Consider the following 22,733-nt stretch of genomic DNA (forward strand, 5'->3'; position numbering starts at 1 on the left):
GGCCGCCGGGACGCCGAGCGGCGCGCCCGAGGCGATCGTCGATCGCGCGCCCGCCGCTGGCCGTGCCGCCAACCCGGCCTACGGCGTGCCCGAGGCCTATGCGGCCGCGCTGCCACAGGTGACGCCGCAGGACGGGCCGCAGTCTGGCGGTGCGCCCCTCGCCGGGCCGTCGCCTTACTACTTCCTTGGCGAGGCGAGCACCCCTCCGTCCGCACGCGCGTCCGCCCAGGAGGCCACCGCCGCAGCGCCGGAAGACCGCGTCACCGCACGGTCCTTCGGCTTGCCGGGCGACGGGGCCTTGCGCGAGCTGCTTGCCGGACTCGACTCGGGCGAGCGCACGGCGACGCCAGCCTCGCCCTCGGCACCCGCGTTCTACTTCCTCGATCCGGTGGCGGCGCACGCGGTGCCGACCGTGGCACAGGGCGCGCATCCGCCCTTCGATGTCCATGCGGTGCGGCGCGACTTCCCCATCCTGCAGGAGCGCGTCAACGGCAAGCCGCTGATCTGGTTCGACAACGCCGCGACCACGCACAAGCCGCGCGCCGTCATCGACCGCCTGGCGTACTTCTACGAGCACGAGAACTCCAACATCCACCGCGCCGCGCATGAGCTGGCGGCGCGCGCGACCGACGCCTACGAGGGCGCACGCGACAAGGTGGCGCGCTTTCTCGGCGCCTCCTCGCCGGAGGAGATCATCTTCGTGCGCGGCGCCACCGAAGGCATCAACCTGGTGGCCAAGACCTGGGGCTGGCAGAACGTCGGCGACGGCGACGAGATCATCGTCTCCCACCTCGAACATCACGCCAACATCGTGCCCTGGCAGCAGCTCGCCGCGGCCAAGGGCGCGAAGCTGCGGGTGATCCCGGTGGATGACTCGGGCCAGGTGCTGCTCGACGAGTACGGCAAGCTGCTCAACGCCCGCACCCGCATCGTCGCGGTGACCCAGGTGTCGAACGCGCTGGGCACGGTCGTGCCGGTGAAGGAGATCGTCGCGATGGCGCATCGTGCCGGCGCGAAGGCGTTGGTCGATGGTGCGCAGTCGGTGTCGCACATGCGGGTGAACGTGCAGGACATCGATGCCGACTTCTTCGTGTTCTCGGGGCACAAGGTGTTCGCCCCGACCGGCATCGGCGCGGTCTATGGCAAGCGCGAAGTGCTGGAGGACATGCCGCCCTGGCAAGGCGGCGGCAACATGATCGCCGACGTCACCTTCGAGAAGACGATCTATCACGGCCCCCCGACCCGCTTCGAGGCCGGCACCGGCAACATCGCCGACGCGGTCGGCCTCGGCGCGGCGATCGACTACGTCGAACGCATCGGCATGGAGAACATCGCGCGCTACGAGCACGACCTGCTTGTATACGCGACGCGCGGACTGCTGACAGTTCCCGGACTGAAGCTGATCGGCACGGCGCAGGACAAGGCCAGCGTGCTGTCCTTCGTGCTGAACGGCTACACCACGGAGGAGGTGGGCAAGGCACTCAACGAAGAAGGCATCGCGGTGCGCTCCGGCCACCACTGCGCCCAGCCCATCCTGCGCCGCTTCGGCGTCGAGGCCACGGTGCGGCCCTCGCTGGCGTTCTACAACACCTGCGAAGAGGTCGACACGCTGGTAGCCGTTCTGCGGCGGCTGGCACGGGCACACATCAACCGCTGAAGCCCTGCGTCCAAGACTCGAAACCCGCCGCACCCATCGGGTACGGCGGCTTTATTGCGTGAGAGCACACAGGCTGATCCTCGGCAATCCATACCTGGGGGGAATAGTGAGTGCCCGGAACACCGTGTCGCCGCCTCGGCAATCGAAAACCGGATTCATCCGTTCGACCGCAACAACCGCCTTCCTAAAGGGCCGGCCTCCTCGCCCAACGCTTGAAACCCACACCTCAATGGTCCTGCCCATACAATGTCACGCAACAAGTTGATCTCCCTCATCGACGCCGTCGAGCGCTACAGCTGGGATGGCATGCAGTACGCCAGTGGCGCAGCCCTTCCCGTGGGATCGGACGCCATCATATTCGGCCGCGAGCTCGTGCGTCGCGGACGCTGCGACCTGCACGCCCAGTTCCACTGCAACACGCAGCAACTCAACCTGCTGGCCGCTGCCGGCGTGGTAAGCAAGGCGGAATGCGGCTTCTCCGGGCTGGAAGTGTTCGGCTTTGCCAACGGCTTGCGCCGTGCCGTTGAGACCGGACAGCTCGCGCTCGAAGACTATTCGAACCTCTCTTTCAACCTGCGGCTGCTCGCCGGCGCGATGAACTGGCCCTTTGCGCCGACGACGGTCAACATCGGCTCGGACATCCAGTGGCGCAGCGCCTTCGCTCCCGACGAGCATCCCGCTCGGGACAAGATTCCGACCGTGGTCGATCCCTTCAGCGGGCGTGAGGTCGGGGCCCTGCGACCGCTCAAGCCGGACGTGGCTGCAATCCACGTCTCGCTGGCCGACCCACAGGGCAACGCCATCATGCTGGGCACCGAGTGGAGCCGCTTCGAACTGTCCCGGGCTGCCAGGAAGGTGGTGCTGATCGCCGACGCCATCGTCGATACCGCCTGCATGCGTCAGTTTCCCAACCTGGTGCGGATTCCGGACGTCATCGTCGAGGCGGTGGTCTATTGGCCCTTCGCAGCCTGGCCCCAGTCCTCGCCCGGCTTCTACGATATTGACGAGACACACATGAACGCGATGAACAAGGCGCTGGCCACGCCGGCCGGCACAGACGAGTACATCCGCCACTACGTCGCAGGTTACGACGACCTCGACAGCTACCTTGCCATGATCGGCCACGACACCATCGAACGGCTGTCCCGCACCGGGACGGCCTTCCTGCTCGACCCCTTCCGCCAATGGATCAAGACACCGCAAGAAGTGATCGCTCTGTCTGCCGGAGATGAGCGATGACGACAGCCATCCACCCACCGGGCAGCGATGAGCTGCCCTACACCCGCCAGGAGATGATGGCGATCGCCACCGGACGCGAGCTGCGTGACCGCGAGCTGGCGATCTTCGGCGTGGGCCTGTCCATGCTGGCCGGCTACTTCGCCCAGGCCTGCCACGCCCCCAATATACGCACAATGACCGAAGGGGGAGTCTACGGCGCCACGCCGGTCGGCGGCCTGCCCTGGGGCATCGAGTGCAACCGGATCTCTTCCAACGCAACCAGCTTCACCAACGCCCTGGATGCCCTCGGCTTCCTGGTGGGCTCGGGGCGCTGCGACGTCGGCATCATCGGCGCCGCCCAGGTTGACAAGTTCGGCAACGTCAATACCACCGGCATCTGGGATGGCGACGGCATCATCGGCGACCGTTACCGCCCACCCAAGACTCGCCTCACCGGTGCGGGCGGCGCCAACGACATCGCCTGCGGTGCGGGCCGGGTCATCATCATGGTGACCCACGAAGCCAAACGATTCGCCGAAAAGGTCAGCTACATCAGCTCACCGGGCTACCTGGACGGGGGCGATGCCCGCGAGCGTCACGACTTCATCGGCGGCGGACCGTCGGCAATCGTCACCACACTCGGTATCATGCGCCCGGATCCGGTCACGAAGGAATTCGTCCTCGACGCCTGGTACCCGTTTTCCAGCGTTGAGGAGATTCGCTCCAGTACCGGCTGGGACCTGAAGGTCTCGCCCAATGCCCGGACAGTGCCCGAGCCCAGCGCCGAGGAGCTCGCCGCACTGCGCCGCGTGGACCAGACCGGCATGTTGCGCAAGCGCTGAAGCGCCGCTGCGCGTCCGATGAACCGCTAACCCGAGGCGACGAACATGAGCGATATCCAGACCCTGCGACGAGTCCTCCGTGAAACCAGGACCATCGCCGTGGTGGGACTGTCGGCCGACTGGTTCCGGCCGTCCTACTTCGCCGCCAAGTACATGCAGGAACACGGCTACCGGATCATCCCGGTCAACCCGAAGTACGCCGAGATCCTCGGCGAAAAGTGCTATCCCGACCTGGCCTCGATCCCCGAGCCGGTAGACATGGTGGATGTGTTCCGCAAGTCCGCCGACGCGCTGCCGATTGCCGAGCAGGCGATCGCCATCGGCGCGAAATCGCTGTGGCTGCAGATCGGCGTCATCAACGAGGAAGCGAAGCAGAAGGCCGAGGCCGCAGGCCTCACCGTGGTGATGGACCGCTGCGTGAAGATCGAATACGCCCGCCTGTTCGGCGGTCTGGGCTGGTTCGGCGTCAACACCAAGGTCATCTCCTCGCGCCGCCCGCACTGAAATCACCCTCCAGGACCCCGACCATGGCGGACCGCAACTTCGGCTTCGATACCCTGTGCCTGCACGCAGGCCAGATCCCCGACGCGGCCACGGGCAGCCGCGCCGTGCCCATCTACCAGACCACCTCCTACGTCTTCGACAGCCCCGAGGAGGCGGCCAGCCTGTTCAACCTGCAGACCTTCGGCAATGTCTACTCGCGCATCTCCAACCCCACTGTGGCGGTGTTCGAAGAGCGCATGGCCGCGCTCGAAGGCGGCCGCGCTGCGGTAGCCACCGGCAGCGGCATGGCGGCGCAGATGATCGCGCTGCTCAACATCTGCGAGGCCGGCGACGAGATCGTCGCTGCGCGCACGCTGTACGGCGGCACCCACACCCAGCTCGACGTCAATTTCCGCAAGCTGGGCATCGACACGGTGTTCGTCGACCCCGACACGCCGGAGAACTTCGCCCGCGCCATCACGCCGAAGACCAGGGCGATCTACGCCGAGACGCTGGGCAACCCCTCACTCAACGTGCTCGACCTGGAGGCCGTGGCGCAGATCGCCAATGCCGCCGGCCTGCCGCTGTTCATCGACAACACCTTCGCCAGCCCCTACCTGTGCCGCCCCTTCGAGTGGGGTGCGGCCATCAGCGTGCATTCGGCGACCAAGTTCATCGGTGGCCACGGCACGACGATGGGCGGGGTGATCGTCGAGTCGGGCAAGTTCCCCTGGGACAACGGCCGCTTCCCGATCATGACCGAGCCCTCGCCGGGCTACCACGGCGTGCGCTTCTTCGAGACCTTCGGCGATTTCGGCTTCACCATGAAATGCCGCATGGAGGGCATGCGCACCTTCGGCCCGGTGCTGTCGCCGTTCAACGCCTTCCAGCTCCTGCAAGGCCTGGAGACCTTGCCACTGCGCATGGACCGCCACTGCAGCAACGCGCTCGCCGTGGCCCGCCACCTCGAGTCGCACCCCAAGGTGGCCTGGGTCAATTACCCCGGGCTGGAGAGCAGCCGCTACCACGCCCTGGCACAGAAGTACCTGCCCCGCGGTGCCGGTGCGGTGCTCAGCTTCGGCATCAAGGGGGGTGCGGCCGCCGGGCAGAAGTTCATCGACTCGGTGGAGTTCCTGTCCCATCTGGCCAACATCGGCGACGCCAAGACCCTGGTCATCCACCCCGCCTCCACCACGCACCGCCAGCTCTCCGAAGAGCAACAGGTGGCCGCCGGCGTGCCACCCGACCTGATCCGCCTGTCCGTTGGCCTGGAGACGCTGGACGACATCCTGTGGGACATTGACCAGGCTTTGTCAAAGACCTGAGCTCCCAGCCCCCTCTGTGAGACGCCCCGGTTGCCGCCGACACGCTCATCGTGCAGGCGGCGATCTCTTTTCGGGGATCGGCCTCTATGCCGATTTTCTGCTTTCAAACTGAATTATTCTTGGTTCTCGGCGGCCACGTCGCTTCCTAACATTGCCCTCTGTTGCGCTGCAGCGTGCAGCGCACTCTCCCTACACGGACAGAGGATCAATGATGAAAGCAACCCGTCTACTGCGCACTGGCCTCGCTGCACTCACGCTTTCCCTGAGTGCTGGCATAGCACACGCAGAAAAGCTCGCCGTCGGATATCTGCCGGTCACCGGCCACGCCAAGTTCTTCGTGGCCCAGGAGCAGGGCTTCTTCAAGCAGGAAGGCCTGGAGGTCGAGTTGGAGGAGTTCGTGAACTCTGCCGACGGCTTGCATGCCGTGGTCTCCAGCAAGCTCGACATCGGCGCCTTCGGCACCGCCGCTCCCCTGGTGCACTACGCCCGCGGCGCCGACCTCAAGATTATCGGCGGCATCATGGGTGAAGACGCAGCAATCATCGTCAAACCCGAAAACGCCGCCGGCGTGCGCAGTATTGGCGACCTCAAGGGCAAGAAGATCGCCACCATTCGCTTGGCTACCGGCGACGCCGTGCTGCGCGGTGCGCTAAACGATGCCGCCCTCGACTGGCGCAAGGACGTGCAGATCTTCGAGCTGAAGAACCCACCCGCCGTGCTCGAGGCCGTCAAGTCGGGCCAGGTGGATGCTGGGGTGGTGTGGGGGCCGCATGACATCCGCGCCGAACGCCAGGGCCTGCAAGTGGTGATCCGCTCCAGCGAACTGCAGCCCGGCCACCCCTGCTGCCGCCTGGTCGTGAAGTCGGACAAGCTCAAGAACCCGGAGACGCTGGAGAAGTTCCTGCGGGCCATCCTGCGCGCCGAGCAGTTCGCCTCCGCCAACCGCAAGGAAACCCTCGACGCCATCCAGAAGTACGTCAAGCTCGATCGTGACATCCTGGAAGCGGGCTACTACTCGCCGCACCTCGAGCAGGGTACCGATGCGAATGCCGTGGGCACCCGCCAGTTCTGGAATACGCTCGTACAGGCCGAGTTCATCGAAGGCCAGCGCCCGCTGGAGCCGATCTTCGCGCTCGATGTGTATGAGCGTGCGCTGAAGAGCCTGGCGGCAGAGTATCCGGCCGAGCCGTTCTGGCAGGCGCTCCTGCAGGCTTCCGAGAAGCGGAACACGCTGTGAGTGCGCAGCGCCACAACCTGCTCATCGAAGGTCTGGACTTCGCCTACGGTGACACGGCGATTCTTCAGGGCATCGACCTGGCCGTGGGCGAGGGCGAGTTCCTCGCCCTGCTGGGACCGAGCGGATCGGGGAAGTCCACCCTGCTGCGCCTGATCGCCGGGCTTGAACAACCGGCCCGCGGTCGGATCGCTGCTGGCGACAAGCCGCTGAGCGGCCCTGGCCCGGACCGTGCCGTGGTGTTCCAGCACTACGCACTGTTCCCGTGGATGACCGTGGGCGACAACGTCGCCGAGGCCATCGCCAAGGCACACCCGATGCTGTCGCGTCGCGATCAGCGCACGCGTGCTCGCGAACACCTCGCCCGCGTCGGCCTGGGCGAGGTCGCTGAGCAGTATCCGTTCGAGCTCTCCGGGGGCATGCAGCAGCGTGCCGCGATCGCCCGCGCGCTGGCACTGGAGTCGCCCTTCCTGCTGATGGACGAACCCTTCGGCGCACTGGATCCCGTCAATCGTGCGCGACTGCAGGACCTGCTGGTGGCGGTCTGGCAGCGCAGCACGCCGCGGCGCACCGTGGTGTTCGTCACCCACGACGTCGATGAAGCCTTGCTGCTGGCCGACCGAGTCGCGGTGATGGGCGCCAACCCGGGACGCGTCATTCGCGAATATGCCGTGCCGTTCGATCGCCCGCGCAGGCGCGCCTCGCTGTTCAAGGACGCCGCCTTCCACCGCCTGCGCGAGGACATTGCCGAAGCGCTCGACGCGGACACCTTGGCCCATCTGGACGCCGCCTGACCCCCGACGTTCGCAAACCCACGGGCAGCCCCGGTGCCAATCCACCCATCAACTGCACCGCTGAAATCGAATACCAGGACCAAGATCATGAGTGCCCAACAAAAGGCCTTGAAACTGCCCCCCGTGGAGGGCAGCACCAACAGTGATGACCACCGCCCCCTCACTCGGCGGTTGCCAACCCTCGCCATCGCCTGGGAGCCGTGGGCATTTGCCGCTGCCCTGCTGCTGGCGTGGCAGCTTGCTGGCAGCGCACTGTCCGGCGACGGCAACCCGCTCCTGCCCCCTCCGGCCGTGGTCTTCAACGCGCTGTGGGACTCTCTGCCGGAGCTGGGCCGCGGCACCGTCTCCTCCTTCCTGATCCTGCTCCCCGGCTATGTCGGCGCGCTGGCACTGGGTGTCAGCCTCGGCCTGCTGGCCGGTACCACACCCTGGATTGGCCGCACCTTCTTCCCCTTTGCCAAGGCAGCCGCACCGATTCCGCCCACCGTTTTCATCCCCTACGCGATCGCCGCCCTTCCCACCTTCTACCTGTCGGCCACCTTCGTCGTGTTCCTCGGCGCCTTCTGGCCGATCTTCCACAACGCCGCCGCGGGCGCGCTGTCGATCGAGAGCCGCCACCGAGACAACGCGCGCGTTCTCGGCTTCACCCATTGCGAATATCTGCTCAAGGTCGTCTTTCCCGCCAGCCTGCCGCACATATTCTCCGGCATGGCGGTCGGCCTGGGCTTCTCCTTCATCCTGCTCACGGTGGCAGAGCTGTTCGGCGCCAATGCCGGGCTGGGACGCTTCGTGCAGTACTACGCCGACTTCGCCGACTACCCGCGAATGGTGGCCGGCATTCTGTACACCGGTGTCGTGACCTGGGCTGCCATGACCCTGCTGGACAAGTTGCGCCAACGCGCCTTGTTCTGGCTGCGCTGAGGCCTGCACCATGAGGCCACTGCCGCCGCGACGCGAGCTCTTCTCTGATCCCACCGTTCCCTGCCCACATGCACCGCGCCCGCAACTGGGACAGGCGCGAGCTCTGCGCTGGATCGCAAGCCTGACGGTCGTGCTGCTGGTGCTGTGTGTCATCACAGGCACCTTGCAGGCGGGCAACCCGACGCCAGTCTCCAGCAAGCACCAGGACGGTTTCTTCCCGCCCACCGCGGATCTCGCTGCTGCGCTCGAGCAAGCACGCGTGAGCGGGCACAAGGGCGTTGCCGTGCTGTTCGAGATGGAGGGCTGCGGCGAGTGCGCAAAACTGCGCGCGACGACGTTCAAGGACAGCCGCCTGCGCGAAACCTACGAAGGCAGTTTCGTCACGGTCAGCCTGATGGCGGACCAGCCGCTGCCGCTCCTTGGCTTCGACAGGCAGCCTACGCCGCAAACCGAGTTCGCCCGTGCCGAGCGCGTCTTCGCACTGCCGACGCTGGTCTTTTACGACCTTGACGGACTCGCGGTCGCGCGCCAACTGGGCAGTGCCGGCGATGCCGCACAGTGGATCAGGCTGGCGCGCTATGTGCGCGACAAGGGCTACGAGGAAGCGCCCTTCTCCCACTGGCGGCCAGCGGAATAAGCCGCTCTGCGGCTCAGGAACGCACCTCGCTCACCCCCTGCATGAGAGATACGACAAGCATGCCCGAGTCGAACACTGCAAAACTGCTGACCTTGCCCAACGCCGGGCAAGGTGCGCTCTCGATCCGCGCTAAGGCGCTAGTCTTCCATGACGCAAGATCGCTGCGCCTGTTGCGCCAGGTCGAGCTGATCGCACCAACCGAGGCCAACGTGCTGATCATGGGCGAGACCGGCACCGGCAAGGAACTGGTGGCGCGCCACATCCACGCCCAGAGCGGCCGCAGCGGCCCCTTCGTGGCGGTCAATTGCGGGGCCTTCAGCGAGAACCTGGTCGAGGCCGAGCTGTTCGGCCACGAGGCCGGCGCCTTCACCGGCGCCCAGCAGGCGCGCGCCGGCTGGTTCGAGGCCGCAAACGGCGGCACACTGTTCCTCGACGAGGTCGGCGACCTGCCGCTGGCGATGCAGGTCAAGCTGCTGCGCGTGCTGCAGGAGCGCCAGGTGGTGCGGCTGGGTTCGCGCAAGCCGATCCCGGTGGACGTGCGCCTGGTCGCCGCCACCAACGTCAACCTGGAGAAGGCGGTGCAGGCTGGGCATTTCAGGCTCGACCTCTACTACCGCCTCAACGTCGCGCCGGTGGAACTACCCGCGCTGCGCGAGCGCCCGGGTGACATCCTGCCGCTAATCGAGTACTTCATCGACTACTACCGCCAACGTCTCGACATTCCGACACCGCGTCTGAGCATGGAAGCGGCCACCGAACTCGAGACATACCACTGGCCCGGTAACATCCGCGAACTGGAAAACGTCGTCCACTTCGCGCTGATCGTCTGCCAGGATAACGTGATCCAGCCCGGCGACCTGCGCCTGCCGGGCTTCGCCTCGTCGAGCGCGACCGGCGCCCTGGGTGCGGGCGACTACCCTGCAGACGGCTTCGCCGCCGTCCGTGCGGGCCTGCGCCAGTTGCTGGATGAGGACACCCCGGAGGTCTACGAGCGCATCGAGAAGCTGCTCTTTACCACGGCCTTCGAGTACTGCCGCGAAAACCAGGTCCGGACGGCAAAGCAACTCGGCATCTCACGCAACATCCTGCGCACCCAGCTCAAGCGTTTCGGCCTGATCGGCGACAGCCCGGTGGATACGCTAATCACGGCCGACGCCTGAACGCGCCTCCATCTTCAATTTGCACTGCGATACCCATCAAGATAGGGAGTCCCATGAGCCTGACCAACGCCGAAACCCTCGACCACCCGATCACGGCCAAATCCCCTGCCGCCATCGCCAGCCTCCTGGCTGAGCGCTTTGCCGAGACGGCCGCTGCACGCGATCTGGCTGGGGGTACCCCCAAGGCCGAGCGCGACCTGCTACGTGCCAGCGGCCTGCTCAAGCTGAGCATCCCCAGTACTTACGGTGGCCTCGGCGCAAGCTGGGCCGAGACGCTCGCGGTCATCCGCCAACTCGCGCGCGCAGACAGCTCGGTTGCCCACGTCTTCGCCTTCCACCACCTGCAACTGGCTTCGGTGCGCCTGTTCGGCAGCCTGGACCAGTGGGAGCCCTGGCTGCGAGACACCGTGAAGCACAGCTGGTTCTGGGGCAATGCGCTCAACCCGCTCGACAAACGCACCGTCGCCATCCGCGTGGCGGGCGGGCGCGAGTTCTCCGGGCGCAAGAGCTTCTGCTCCGGCGCGCTCGACTCCGACATGCTGCTCGCCTCGGCCGTCGAGGACAGCGCCGACGGCAAGCTCATCATCGCCGCGCTGCCCACCCACCGCGCCGGCATCACCTTGTTCGAGGACTGGGACAACATCGGCCAGCGCCAGACCGACAGCGGCAGCGCGCTGTTCGAGCGTGTCGCGGTGGCTGAGGGCGAGATCCTGTCGAATCCCGGCCCGCTGTCCTCGCCCCGCGCCTGCCTGCGCCCGCTGCTCGCACAGCTCATCTTCGTGAACATCTTCCTCGGCATTGCCGAGGGCGCGCTCGCCGAGGCCCGCCAATACACCCGCAATGGAGCGCGCCTGTGGTCGGCCTCGCCGGCAGCCCACGTTACCGAAGACCCCTACGTGCTCGCCCATTACGGCGAGTTCTGGGTCGCTCTCGAATCGACCCGCAAGCTCGCCGACCATGCGGCCACCGTGTTCGACGCCGCATGGAACGCAGAGCTGGCGCTGACGGAGGCCGGCCGTGGCGAGGTCGCGCTCGCCGTCGCTACCGCCAAGGTCGCCGCCACCCGCGGCGGGCTCGACCTCACCAGCCGCATCTTCGAGGTCACCGGCGCCCGCTCAACCACCGCCGCGCTGCGCCTCGACCGCTTCTGGCGCAACCTGCGCGTGCACACCCTTCACGATCCGGTAGATTACAAGGTGCGAGAGCTGGGCGACTGGGCGCTCAACGGCCGCTATCCAAAGCCCTCCTTCTATTCCTGAGCGCCCAGCCCCACTATGCCCCTGAAGGTCCCGCGCACCGCTGCTTAGTATTAGACCCGCACCGACAGTCCGTCATCACCCTGTTGCTCGGTATCCCGCTGGCGCTGATCCTGGTTGCCACCTCGCGCGACGGCATTTTCGAAGCACGCTGGGCCAATAACGTTTTGGCCAGCGTGGTCAACGTCATCCGCTCGATTCCGTTCCTGATCCTGATGGTGGCGATGATTCCCATCACGCGCCTGATCGTCGGCACCAGCTAAGGCGTGTGGACCGCGATCGTGCCGCTGGTGGTGATGGTGACGGTGATCCAGTTTGACGGGGACCAGCTGGCCCTGAAGCTGAGCAAACACATCTGATACACCCCGGGGGCCGCGATGCGGCCCTCCGTATTTTTACCCCATGCAGAGCTCCTGGCTCCCACTGCATCCAGCAGTGAGGTCAACCTGCTGGCTAGCAAGCACATGCTGCCACGCCTGCTGTGTCAGCAGCAGCCAGCTGCCAAACAACTACTCCAATCATATGATTTATATGCAATTAATAACTGGCACCAATCATGCTTTAGATCCATTGACACCCCTCTCCAGACCACCCTGACTGCCATGTACGATCCAACTTCTGACTCACCTCGAACACTGCCGGCCTGGCTGGAGCAGCAGGCCGAGCGCCGGAGCGACAAGGTCGCTTTGCGCCACAAACGCGACGGCATATGGCACGAACGGACCTGGGCAGAGCTTGGGCAGGAGGTGCACGCACTTGCGGGAGGGCTGCAGCGGCATGGCTTTGGCGTAGGCGCCCGCTTGGTCATCATCAGTGCACCGCGGCCGGAGGCCTTGCTGATCTCGATCGCCGCGCAACATCTCGGCGGCTGCGCTGCCTTGATCGAACCGAGTGTTGGTTCCGCCGGCCAACATGACCTGCTGAGCGCCCTCGCACCCGACTATGTGTTTGCGGAAGGACGCGATGAAATTGGCCGTGTGCTCGCCGCCGGCCTGGCCCCTGCCCTGCTGGTCTATGCCGACGGCCGCGGCCTGCGGGCGCTTGGCGAGACGGCTGAGGCGCGATCCGGCACACGGGTCGCGCCGCGCGCCTATGGCGAACTGATCGACCCCGGCTCAGCAGGCCAGGTATCGCGTCGCACAATCGCCAACCAGGCGGCTTTCGCGCTGTATCGCCGCGATGACGATGGCGAGATCCATGTCCTGCCCCTGCCCCATGACGAGTTGCTGCGCAATGCACAGGCCCTGCTGCTGCAGGAGTCACTGACAGCGAATGAGGAAGCATTCGCCGCCCGTGCGTTCGCAGCCAGCGGGCAGGCGAGGTATCTCGTGGCGCCCTGGCTCCTTGCCGGCTTTCGCCTGAACTATCCCGAGAATCTGGGCACGCGTGACAACGATCGCCGCGAGATCGGCCCCACGCTGGTCCTGGGCACGCGTGCGACCTACCAGCGCTTGGAGCATTGGGTGAATGAACGCCTGCCAAGACCTGGCAGCGCACTGCGGCGGATGGTCGACTGGGCGCTCGCCCCCGACGGTGGAGCGTTGCGCCGAACGCTAGGTCATTGGCTGGTGCGCCGTCCGTTGCGCGACGTCATCGGCTTCACGCGGACGCGTGTGCCACTGATCGTGGGCGAGGCCCTGCCCGAGGCGTCACAACGCTTCTTCGCAACGCTCGGCATCGTCGTGCGAACACTGCCCGAACCCGCTCGCTGGCAGCGACACCCATCCCACCTGAGCACGCCGACCAAGGCCTGGATCGTGTACCCGTCATCCACCCAAGCCGCCGCTCGCAGTGGGAACTGGGAGCCGGCATGATGGCTGCTCTGCCCACCCGCAGCTCGAGCGCTGCCCTGCTTGAGCTCGACAACATCTCGCTGTCGTTCGGCGGCGTCAAGGCGATCACCGAGATCAGCTTTGCCGTCGCGCGTGGAGAAATCTGCGCCCTGATCGGTCCGAACGGCGCTGGCAAGAGCTCGTTGCTGAATGTCATCAATGGCGTGTACCGCGCCCAGCAGGGGACCGTCCGCTTCGACGGCGAGATCCGCCGCCACATGCGGCCCCACCATTCCGCCGAGCGCGGCATTGCCCGTACGTTCCAGAACATTGCACTGTTCAAGGGTATGACGGTGCTCGACAACGTCCTGACCGGCCGCAATCTCAAGCGCCGCAGCACGTGGATCGAGCAGGCCCTGCGCGTCGGTCGTGCGTCGCGGGAGGACGACATTCAGCGCAGGCATGCAGAAAAGGTGATCGACTTTCTGCACATCCAGCCTTGGCGGCAAACGCTCGTCAGCAAGCTGCCCTACGGCCTGCAGAAGCGCGTGGAGCTTGGACGCGCGCTGGCTGCCGAACCCACCTTGCTGCTGCTCGACGAGCCGATGGCGGGCATGAACGCCGCCGAGAAGCGGGAGATGAGCCAGTTCATCGTCGACATCAACCGCGAGTATGGCACCACGATCATCCTCATCGAGCATGACATCAGCGTCGTAATGGGCATCTCAGACCACGTAGTAGTGCTCGACTATGGCCGCAAGATCGCCGACGGACCACCCGACGACGTCCGGCGTAACCCCGAAGTGATCGCCGCCTACCTCGGCACCCGGCACTGATCCTGCCGCCCTCATCCACATTGAATGACCCCTGGATTACACATGGAATTCTTTCTCGAAGTGCTGATCGGCGGCCTGCTGTCGGGAGTGATGTACTCCTTGGTGGCGATCGGATTCGTGCTGATCTACAAGGCCTCGGGCGTATTCAACTTCGCCCAGGGGGCGATGGTGCTGTTCGCCGCCCTGACCTTCGTCAGCCTCGTCGAGCGCGGCGTGCCCTTCTCGCTCGCCTTCACCATCACGCTGGCGACGATGCTGCTGCTGGCACTCTGCGTGGAACGGTGGGTGCTGCGACCGCTCGCCAATCGGGCCCCCATCACGCTGTTCATGGCGACGCTGGGCCTGGCCTACATCATCGAGGGCGGCGCACAGGCCTTGTGGGGCGCGCAGGTACACAGCCTCGAGCTCGGTATCGACGACGTGCCGCTCGAAGTGGGCGGGTTGTTCGTGTCCCAGTTCGACCTTTTCGCAGCGGGCACCGCGGCTGCGCTCGTTCTCGTCCTGTCATTGCTGTTCAACAAGACTCGCATCGGCCTGTCGCTGCGCGCAGTGGCCGACGATACATTGGCCGCTCAGTCAGTCGGCATACGACTTCCCCACGTGTGGACCGCAGTCTGGGCGGTGGCCGGGCTGGTCGCACTGATCACCGGCCTGCTATGGGGCGCACGCGTAGGTGTTCAGTTCTCGTTGTCGCTGATTGTGCTCAAGGCTTTGCCCGTGCTGATCATCGGTGGCTTCTCATCGGTGGGCGGCGCCATCGCCGGCGGGCTGATCGTGGGCGCCTCGGAGAAGCTGGCCGAGATCTACTTGGGTCCACTGGTCGATGGCGGCATCGAAAACTGGTTCCCCTACGTCCTGGCAACCCTGTTCCTGCTCGTCCGCCCCGCCGGCCTGTTCGGCGAGCGCACGATCGAGCGTGTCTGAGCGGAGACCGCCCCATGCTTACCACCGAAGCCGGCCAGTTCAGCAAGACCTTCAGGGCGGACCGCCGCGTGTTCCGCCTGCGCCAGGACCGCATCGCGCTTGCCAGTCTGCTGGCCATCGCGCTCGTGATCGTGCCCCTGATCGGCAATGACTACTGGTTCAGCGCGATCCTGATCCCGTTTCTGGTGCTTTCCCTGGCGGGACTCGGCCTCAACCTGCTCACCGGCTATGCCGGCCAGCTCTCGCTGGGCTCGGCTGCATTCATGGCCGCAGGTGCGTTTGCCGCCTACAACTTCAACCTGCGCATAGAAGGCCTGCCGCTGCTCGTCAGCTTCGGGCTAGGGGGGGTAGTCGCCGCGCTGCTGTCCATTGTGTTCGGCCTGCCAAGCCTGCGCATCAAGGGCTTCTATCTCATCGTGTCCACCCTGGCTGCACAGTTCCTGATTCCTTGGGCGCTGGTCAAGTTCGGCTGGTTCTCCAACTTCAACTCATCGGGCGTCATCTCCGCGCCACCGCTGATGATCGCTGGCCATGACCTCAGTTCGCCCACTGGGCGTTACCTGCTGACACTGACGATCGTGATCGCACTGGCCTGGCTCGCGAACAACATCGTGCGCAGCGAACTGGGGCGCAACTGGATGGCGGTACGCGACATGGACACTGCCGCCGCGGTTACCGGCATCTCACTTCCAAAGGCGAAGTTGCTGGCATTCGCGATCAGCGGCTTCTTCCTCGGTGTGGCCGGTTCCCTGTGGGCCTTCACCTACCTGGGTACCGTCGAACCGCACGGCTTCGACCTCGCACGCTCGTTCCAGGTGCTCTTCATCATCATCATCGGCGGCATGGGCAGCATCGCCGGCAACTTCCTCGGCGCGGCCTTCATCGTGCTCTTCCCGCTGCTGCTGTCCAACCTGGCCGGCCTACTGCCGGTCGGGCTGATCGATGCCGGGCAACTCGAGAACATCCAGAAGATGATCTTCGGCGCCCTGATCATCGCCTTCCTGATTCGCGAACCGGATGGACTCGCCCGCCTGTGGCAACAGTTCCGTCTCCGCGCGCGGCGCTGGCCCTTGCGCTACTGACACCCACACGCCCGCACACCCGTTTTTCCCTGAACGGTCTCGATCGAGACGCCCCATACAGTCAACAAGGAGCCCTTTCATGTCCTATCGCAAGTCTCTTCTCGCCGCCCTCGTGCTCGGCACCCTCGGCACGGGCGCATACGCCGGAGGCGAGCAGTACTTCCCGCTGCAAAGTTACCGCATCGGCCCCTACGCAGCGGGCGGCACTGGCTTCTTCGGCGGCTTCATCGATTACCTGCAGCATGTGAACGCCAACGGCGGCGTCAATGGCGTGAAGCTCACCTGGAGCGAGTGCGAGACCGAGTACGTGGTCGAGAAGGGCGTTGAATGCTATGAACGCCTTAAGAAAGGGCTGAACGGTGCTCCCGCTGCAGCGACCAACCCACTTTCGGTCGGTATCGCTTACGCCACGCTCGACCGCTCGCATGCAGACAAGCTGCCACTGATCACCATCAACCACGGTCGCACCGACTCGACCGACGGCAGCGTGTTCCCGTATGCCTTTCCCTTGCAGTTGAATCCGTACTCCGAAGTTTCAGCCATCATCAACTACATCGGTCAGCAGGTCGGAGGCCTCGACAAGCTGAGCGGCAGGAAGATCGTCACGCTGTATCACGGCTCGCCCTACGGTAAGGAGACCAACGAGGTCCTGCAGAAGCTGGCCGACAAGTACGATTTCGCGCTCTCCCTGATTGAAGTACCCCATCCCGGGAACGAACAACAGTCGCAATGGCTGAACATCCGCAGAATTCAGCCCGACTACGTGATCCTGCGCGGCTGGGGCGTGATGAACCCGGTGGCACTAAAGACCGCGCAGAAGGTCGGCTATCCCACCGATCGCATCATCGGCAACATCTGGAGCAATTCAGAAGAGGACGCGGCCCCGGCCGGCGCCGCGGCCAAAGGTTTCGTGTCGATCACCACTCATCCCTCGGGCACCGACTTCCCGGTCCTACAGGGCATCAAGAAGGATGTCGTCGATGCGGGCAAGGGCAACCTGGCCGACCCGAAGCGCTTTGGCACCGTCTATTACAACCTCGGGGTCGTCAACGGCATCCTAAACGTCGAGGCAGTGCGTATCGCCCAGTCCAGGTACGGCAACCAGCCGCTGACTGGCGAACAGGTACGCTGGGGCTTCGAGAACCTGCGCCTTGATGACAAGCGTCTGGAGGAGCTCGGCGCTCTCGGACTGGTACAGCCGCTGCAATTGTCGTGCGCGGACCACGAAGGCGGTGGCGCGGTGCGCTTCCAGCAGTGGGACGGCCAGCAATGGAAGCTCGTCAGCGACTGGATCCAGGCCGACCGCGCGTTCCTGCGGCCGATCATCGAGGCCTCAGCGCTGAAGTACGCGCAGGAAAAGGGCATCACGCCGCGCGACTGCTCGAAGGAAAGCTGACACGCAGAACCCTTGCCTGCACAGGTCCGCCCAGCGCCGGACCAACAGCAGCCCCCAACGGATTGACGTTCGGGACAGGCCGTCTTCAGGACGGCCTGTTGCATTTTGCGGGATGACACGCCATCGATTGGGTCAGCCCCTGTTGCCAACGCATCAATCTGTCCGGCGCTTGGTTACAGCGCAACATCGGAGGCTCCGATCGATTCATATAAGCAACTGTTTTATATACATAATTCATACTGGCACGGAAGGTGCACTAAGGACTCCGAGTCAATTTCCTTCATCTCGGAGTAACCCCATGACGCATCGTGACGAGTTTTCCAGCCTCTCGACCGGGGCTGACTATGAAGCGCTTGCTGGCCGCTTTCGCCCGATCTTCGAGCGTATTGCCGAGGGCGCGATCGAGCGCGAGAGCACGCGCACCCTGCCCCATGAACAGATCGCCTGGCTCAAGCAGTCTGGATTCGGCGCGGTCCGCGTACCGGTCGAGCATGGCGGCGCAGGTGCCTCTCTGCCTCAACTGGTCGAGTTGCTCACCGAACTGGCGGCAGCCGACTCCAATCTGCCGCAGGCCCTTCGCGGTCACTTCGCCTTCGTCGAAGATCGCTTGAATTCACAGCCCGGTGCGCAGCGCGATCTCTGGTTCAAGCGCTTCGTCGCGGGCGAGACCTTCGGCAACGCCTGGACGGAAGTCGGTGACGTGAAGATCGGCGATGTCATCACGATCGTGTCGCCGAAGGACGGACGATGGGTGTTGAACGGACGCAAGTACTACAGCACCGGCAGCATCTTCGCCGACTGGATCGACGTGTATGCGCGCCGTGCAGATACCGAAGCCGATGTCATCGCCGCCGTACGCACCGCACAGCCGGGGGTGACGCAGTTCGACGACTGGGACGGCTTCGGCCAGCGCACCACCGGCAGCGGCACCACGATCTTCGCCGATGCGGTGGTCGAGGCCGACGATGTCTTCGATTTCTCCACCCGCTTCAAGTACCAGACGGCGTTCTACCAGCTCGTGCACCTTGCAACGCTCGCCGGCATCGCGCGTGCGGCTGAACGCGACGTCGCGCGCCATGTGGCCGAACGAAAGCGCATCTTCAGCACCGGCAATGCGCCGCTCGCCCGCCTCGATCCTCAGATCCAGCAGGTGGTGGGGCAGATTTCGGCACAGGCCTATGCCGCAGCCGCGGTTGCCGCACGTGCGGCCGAACCCGCACAGCGTGCCTATGTCGCCCGCTTCGGCGGCGATGAGGCCGCAGAGAAGGCCGCCAACATCGCCGCGGAGATCGAATCGGCGCAGGGGCAGCTGGTGATCGCCGATCTCGTCTTGCGCGCGACCGCCGACCTTTTCAACGCACTGGGCGCCTCGTCGGCCAGCGCGCGCCTTGCCCTCGACCGCCATTGGCGCAATGCGCGCACCGTCGCGACCCACAACCCGCTCGTCTACAAGGCCCGCATCGTCGGCGACTGGTCGATCAACGGCACCGAGCCGCCCTATGTGTGGCAGATCGGCGGCAGTCCGGCGGCCAGCAAGTAATCCAGGCCCCATTCCCATACACCCAATTCGTGATTCCCAGAAAGGAGCCTCCCGTGAGCACTGTCCAAGCCAGCACCGAAAACCGCGCTGCGGCCCGCCCGCGCGTCAATACTGCCGCACCGTTTCCCGCCCTTCCGCGCCCTTCCCGCCCGGCCCATGTGATCCGTGACGACGCGCAGGCGATCGAGGTCGCCCGGCGCCTGGCTGCCGAGTTTGCCGTCGAGGCCTCGCTGCGAGATCAGGAAGGCTACCTGCCGATAGCCGAGATCGACGCCTATTCGCAGAGCGGCCTGTGGGGCATCACCGTGCCCAGGGCGTACGGCGGGGCCGGTGTCTCCTACGCGACGCTGGCCGAGGTCATCCGCATCCTTGCCGAGGCGGACTCGAGCATCGCCCAGATCACGCAGAACCATCTGGCCCTGGTCGCGCACATCGACCTCGATGCGTCCGAGGAGCAGAAGAGGGATCTGTTCGGCCTCGTGCTGCAGGGGATCCGCTTCGGCAACGCTTTCTCCGAAAAGGGCAGCAAGAACGTCGCCTCATTCGAGACCAAGTTGCGCCGCGACGGCGACAGCGTGGTGGTCAGCGGACAAAAGTTCTACACGACCGGCGCCTTGCTCGCGCACATCGTCCCGATCGTCGCCGTCGATGACGAAGGCAAGGGCTATCTCGCCTTCGCCGATCGCGACTCACCGGGACTCACCGTGATCAACGACTGGTCGGCCTTCGGCCAGCGCACCACGGCCTCCGGTTCCATCCGCATCGAGAACGTGCGCGTTCCGGCCAGCCGTCTGGTGCCGGTCGCCGCCTTCGACCGGCCGACCGCGGCCGGGGCGATCTCGCAGATCATCCAGTCGGCGATCGACGCCGGCATCGCGGCAGCAGCCATCGCCGAGACCGTCGCCTTCGTTCGCACCCGAAGCCGGCCGTGGATCGACAGCGGCAAGGAGTCGGCGGGCGAAGACCCCTTCACCGTCAGCGCGGTCGGCGAACTGGTGATCCGGCTGCATGCCGCCGAGGCCCTGCTTGAGCGTGCGGGCAAGGCGATCGATGTCGCGCTGGCGACACCGAGCGAAGAGGCGGTGACCCAGGCCACGCTCGTCACCAGCGAATCGAAGGTGCTGACGACGGAGGTCGCGATCGCGGCGACCAACAAGCTCTTCGAACTGGCGGGCACGCGATCGACGCTGAGCGAGCACAACCTCGACCGCCACTGGCGCAATGCCCGCACCCACACGCTGCACGACCCCGTGCGCTGGAAATACTTCCACATTGGCAACTTCCATCTGAACGGCGTGAATCCGCCCCGCCACCCCTGGAACTGAGCGCCTGGCCACTCACGCGCATCAAGGAGACTCAATGAGCAAGACCATCCATCTCAATGCCTTCGAGATGAACTGCGTGGGTCACCAGTCCCCCGGGCTGTGGACGCATCCGCGCGACCGATCGTGGCAGTACAAGGACCTCGAGTACTGGACCGACCTCGCCAAGATCCTCGAGCGGGGCATTTTCGACGGCATCTTCATCGCCGACGTCATCGGCTACTACGACGTCTATAAGGGCAGCAACTATCACGCACTGCAACAGGCGGCGCAGATCCCCGTGAACGATCCGCTGCAGCTCGCCGCGCCAATCGCAATGGTGACTGAGCATCTGGGCATCGGCATCACCGCATCGACCTCGTTCGAGCACCCGTACACCTTCGCCCGAAGGCTGTCGACCGCCGACCATCACACCAAGGGCCGGGTAGGCTGGAACATCGTCACCTCGTACCTGGAGAGCGGCGCAAAGAACATCGGCCAAGGCGGACTGCGACGGCACGACAACCGCTACGAAGTCGCCAACGAGTATGTGGAAGTGCTCTACAAGCTGTTCGAAGGCAGCTGGGAGGACGGTGCAGTGGTGCGCGATCGCGAGCGCGGCATCTTCACCCACCCAGAGAAGGTCCACGAGATCGGCCACAAGGGCAAATACTTCGACGTGCCCGGCTACCACCTGTGCGAACCATCGCCACAACGCACGCCAGTGCTGTACCAGGCCGGCGCCTCGGGCGCGGGCAAGGCCTTTGCCGCCGGCCATGCAGAATGTGTTTTCGTCGCCTCGCCACTGAAGTCGGTGCTCAAGGAATACGTCGCCGACGTGCGCCGGCAAGCCGCCGCTGCCGGACGCGATCCACGCAAGCTACTCGTCTACAACCTCGTGACCGTGATCGTCGACGAGACCGACGCCAAGGCCCAGGCGAAGTTCGAGGAGTACCAGCGCCACTCGTCCTACGACGGCGCACTCGTGTTCATGTCTGGCTGGAGCGGCATCGACTTCGGCCAGTACGCCCCGACCGACCTGGTGCGCAAGGTCGAGACCAACGCCATCGTCTCAGTGGTCGAGCACCTCGCCCACGGTGAGAAGTCCTGGCGCATCGACGAGCTGGCGCGCTGGGGCGGCATCGGCGGATTGGGGCCGATCTTTGTCGGTTCACCGTCGACCGTGGCCGACATCCTGCAGCAGTGGGTCGAAGAGACCGACGTCGACGGTTTCAATCTGGCCTACGCGGTCGCGCACGAAACCTTCGCGGATGTCGTCGGCTACCTGGTCCCCGAGTTGCAGCGCCGCGGCGTGTATCCGTCCGCCTACAAGGCCGGCACACTGCGTGAGAAGCTGTTCGGCGACGGCCCGTACTTGCCCGACACCCACCCGGCGGCGCACTACCGCGATATCGAGCGCGTAAAGGCGAATGAGGCGCGGCGAAAATCGGCGGATGTCGATGACCCGAGCTTCGAAGACGCGATTGCCTGACCCGGGAGTGAGCCATGAGTGAGCTTCCCCTTCTGCAGGTAGAGAACATCGAGGTCGTGTACGACAAGGTGATTCTCGCGGTACACGGCGTGTCGCTTTGCGTTAGCCAAGGGCAGATCGTTGCACTTCTTGGCGCCAACGGTGCCGGCAAGAGCACGACCCTGAAGGCAATATCAGCCCTGGTCAGGGCCCAGCGCGGGGAGATCGTCGCGGGGCACGTGCGCTATCGGGGCACGGACGTAACCCGCAGTTCGCCGGACGTGCTTGTACGCGACGGCCTCGTCCAGGTGCTGGAGGGCCGACACTGTTTCCCGCACCTGACCGTTGAGGAGAACCTGCTCACCGGGGCCCTGGCTCGCGGCATCGGCAGATCAGCGCTCAAAGTCGAGCTCGAGCGCGTCTATAGCTACTTTCCAAGACTGAAGGAGAGACGGCACTCGCAGGCAGGCTACACCTCGGGCGGTGAGCAGCAGATGGTCGCCATCGGCCGCGCGTTGATGGCCAGCCCCAGCCTCGTGCTGCTTGACGAGCCATCCATGGGTCTCGCGCCGCTGATCGTTGATGAGATCTTCGAGATCCTTGCCGACCTCAATCGGCGCGAAGGTGTCAGCCTCCTGCTCGCCGAGCAGAACACCAACGTCGCGCTGCGCCATGCCCACAAGGCCTACGTGCTGGAGTCTGGGAGGGTGGCGCTGGACGGCTCCGCAACTGAACTCGCGGCGCGCAATGACATACACGATCTGTACCTCGGCGTGCGTGTTCCGGCGTGACACTTGCGCTCTTCCAGACTCGCGGGGCGCTGCTGCGCGCTCAGCAGCCTCGACTCGCATCTGTTTCGATTGCAGCAGGCAGACGCCCAAGAA

The 22,733-nt window shown here is 65.2% G+C and carries 21 protein-coding genes; all 21 read left to right on the top strand.

What is annotated here, in order from left to right; all coding sequences use genetic code 11:
• Positions 1-1,657 (top strand): family 2A encapsulin nanocompartment cargo protein cysteine desulfurase (locus tag B447_RS13815; RefSeq protein ID WP_002941293.1); only part of this gene is annotated, 1,657 nt, incomplete at its 5' end.
• A 246-nt stretch (positions 1,658-1,903) separates the two neighbouring features.
• Entirely contained in the window at positions 1,904-2,896 is a 993-nt protein-coding gene (locus B447_RS13820) for a CoA transferase subunit A (RefSeq protein ID WP_002941300.1), read from the top strand.
• On the top strand, positions 2,893-3,717 hold the full coding sequence (locus tag B447_RS13825) for a CoA-transferase subunit beta (protein ID WP_002941304.1): 825 nt from the start codon (positions 2,893-2,895) through the stop codon (positions 3,715-3,717). Before B447_RS13820 ends, B447_RS13825 begins: the two co-directional genes overlap by 4 nt.
• A gap of 45 nt (positions 3,718-3,762) precedes the next feature.
• Positions 3,763-4,221 (top strand): CoA-binding protein, encoded by a 459-nt coding sequence (locus B447_RS13830; RefSeq protein WP_002941308.1) that lies wholly within the window; start codon positions 3,763-3,765, stop codon positions 4,219-4,221.
• Between the two features lie 23 nt (positions 4,222-4,244).
• Positions 4,245-5,525: an O-acetylhomoserine aminocarboxypropyltransferase/cysteine synthase family protein gene (locus B447_RS13835; protein WP_002941310.1), complete on the top strand. Its 1,281-nt coding sequence runs from the start codon at positions 4,245-4,247 to the stop codon at positions 5,523-5,525.
• A gap of 211 nt (positions 5,526-5,736) precedes the next feature.
• Positions 5,737-6,762, top strand: a complete 1,026-nt coding sequence (locus B447_RS13840) for an ABC transporter substrate-binding protein (protein WP_037982849.1) — start codon at positions 5,737-5,739, stop codon at positions 6,760-6,762.
• Complete coding sequence (locus B447_RS13845) at positions 6,759-7,553, top strand: ABC transporter ATP-binding protein (RefSeq protein WP_002941315.1); 795 nt, start codon at positions 6,759-6,761, stop codon at positions 7,551-7,553. The genes B447_RS13840 and B447_RS13845 overlap by 4 nt, the downstream gene beginning before the upstream one ends.
• A gap of 87 nt (positions 7,554-7,640) precedes the next feature.
• On the top strand, positions 7,641-8,474 hold the full coding sequence (locus tag B447_RS13850) for an ABC transporter permease (RefSeq protein ID WP_002941316.1): 834 nt from the start codon (positions 7,641-7,643) through the stop codon (positions 8,472-8,474).
• Between the two features lie 10 nt (positions 8,475-8,484).
• Complete coding sequence (locus B447_RS13855; RefSeq protein ID WP_002941322.1) at positions 8,485-9,111, top strand: thioredoxin family protein; 627 nt, start codon at positions 8,485-8,487, stop codon at positions 9,109-9,111.
• A 59-nt stretch (positions 9,112-9,170) separates the two neighbouring features.
• Entirely contained in the window at positions 9,171-10,271 is a 1,101-nt protein-coding gene (locus B447_RS13860; RefSeq protein WP_002941323.1) for a sigma-54 interaction domain-containing protein, read from the top strand.
• A 53-nt stretch (positions 10,272-10,324) separates the two neighbouring features.
• A complete protein-coding gene (locus tag B447_RS13865) occupies positions 10,325-11,530 on the top strand; it encodes an acyl-CoA dehydrogenase family protein (RefSeq protein ID WP_002941327.1) in 1,206 nt (401 codons plus the stop codon).
• Positions 11,531-11,613: 83 nt separating this feature from the next.
• Entirely contained in the window at positions 11,614-11,790 is a 177-nt protein-coding gene (locus B447_RS22215) for a hypothetical protein (RefSeq protein ID WP_002941331.1), read from the top strand.
• A gap of 114 nt (positions 11,791-11,904) precedes the next feature.
• Complete coding sequence (locus B447_RS13875) at positions 11,905-13,341, top strand: AMP-binding protein (protein ID WP_198291808.1); 1,437 nt, start codon at positions 11,905-11,907, stop codon at positions 13,339-13,341.
• Entirely contained in the window at positions 13,341-14,135 is a 795-nt protein-coding gene (locus B447_RS13880) for an ABC transporter ATP-binding protein (RefSeq protein ID WP_002941335.1), read from the top strand. Before B447_RS13875 ends, B447_RS13880 begins: the two co-directional genes overlap by 1 nt.
• 42 nt (positions 14,136-14,177) lie before the next feature.
• The gene (locus B447_RS13885; protein ID WP_002941336.1) at positions 14,178-15,059 is read left to right on the top strand and encodes a branched-chain amino acid ABC transporter permease; all 882 of its coding nucleotides are present in this window, start codon (positions 14,178-14,180) and stop codon (positions 15,057-15,059) included.
• A 14-nt stretch (positions 15,060-15,073) separates the two neighbouring features.
• Positions 15,074-16,141: a branched-chain amino acid ABC transporter permease gene (locus B447_RS13890; RefSeq protein WP_002941337.1), complete on the top strand. Its 1,068-nt coding sequence runs from the start codon at positions 15,074-15,076 to the stop codon at positions 16,139-16,141.
• 79 nt (positions 16,142-16,220) lie between these two features.
• Positions 16,221-17,537, top strand: coding sequence for an ABC transporter substrate-binding protein (locus B447_RS13895; RefSeq protein ID WP_002941338.1), 1,317 nt, complete (start codon positions 16,221-16,223; stop codon positions 17,535-17,537).
• A 298-nt stretch (positions 17,538-17,835) separates the two neighbouring features.
• The gene (locus B447_RS13900; protein WP_002941339.1) at positions 17,836-19,077 is read left to right on the top strand and encodes an acyl-CoA dehydrogenase family protein; all 1,242 of its coding nucleotides are present in this window, start codon (positions 17,836-17,838) and stop codon (positions 19,075-19,077) included.
• A 53-nt stretch (positions 19,078-19,130) separates the two neighbouring features.
• Positions 19,131-20,402: an SfnB family sulfur acquisition oxidoreductase gene (locus B447_RS13905; RefSeq protein ID WP_002941341.1), complete on the top strand. Its 1,272-nt coding sequence runs from the start codon at positions 19,131-19,133 to the stop codon at positions 20,400-20,402.
• A 34-nt stretch (positions 20,403-20,436) separates the two neighbouring features.
• Entirely contained in the window at positions 20,437-21,870 is a 1,434-nt protein-coding gene (locus B447_RS13910; protein ID WP_002941343.1) for an LLM class flavin-dependent oxidoreductase, read from the top strand.
• Positions 21,871-21,884: 14 nt separating this feature from the next.
• Complete coding sequence (locus B447_RS13915; protein ID WP_002941345.1) at positions 21,885-22,640, top strand: ABC transporter ATP-binding protein; 756 nt, start codon at positions 21,885-21,887, stop codon at positions 22,638-22,640.
• Positions 22,641-22,733 lie beyond the last annotated feature (93 nt).

The organism is Thauera sp. 27 (genome assembly GCF_000310125.2).
Lineage (GTDB): Bacteria > Pseudomonadota > Gammaproteobacteria > Burkholderiales > Rhodocyclaceae > Thauera > Thauera mechernichensis.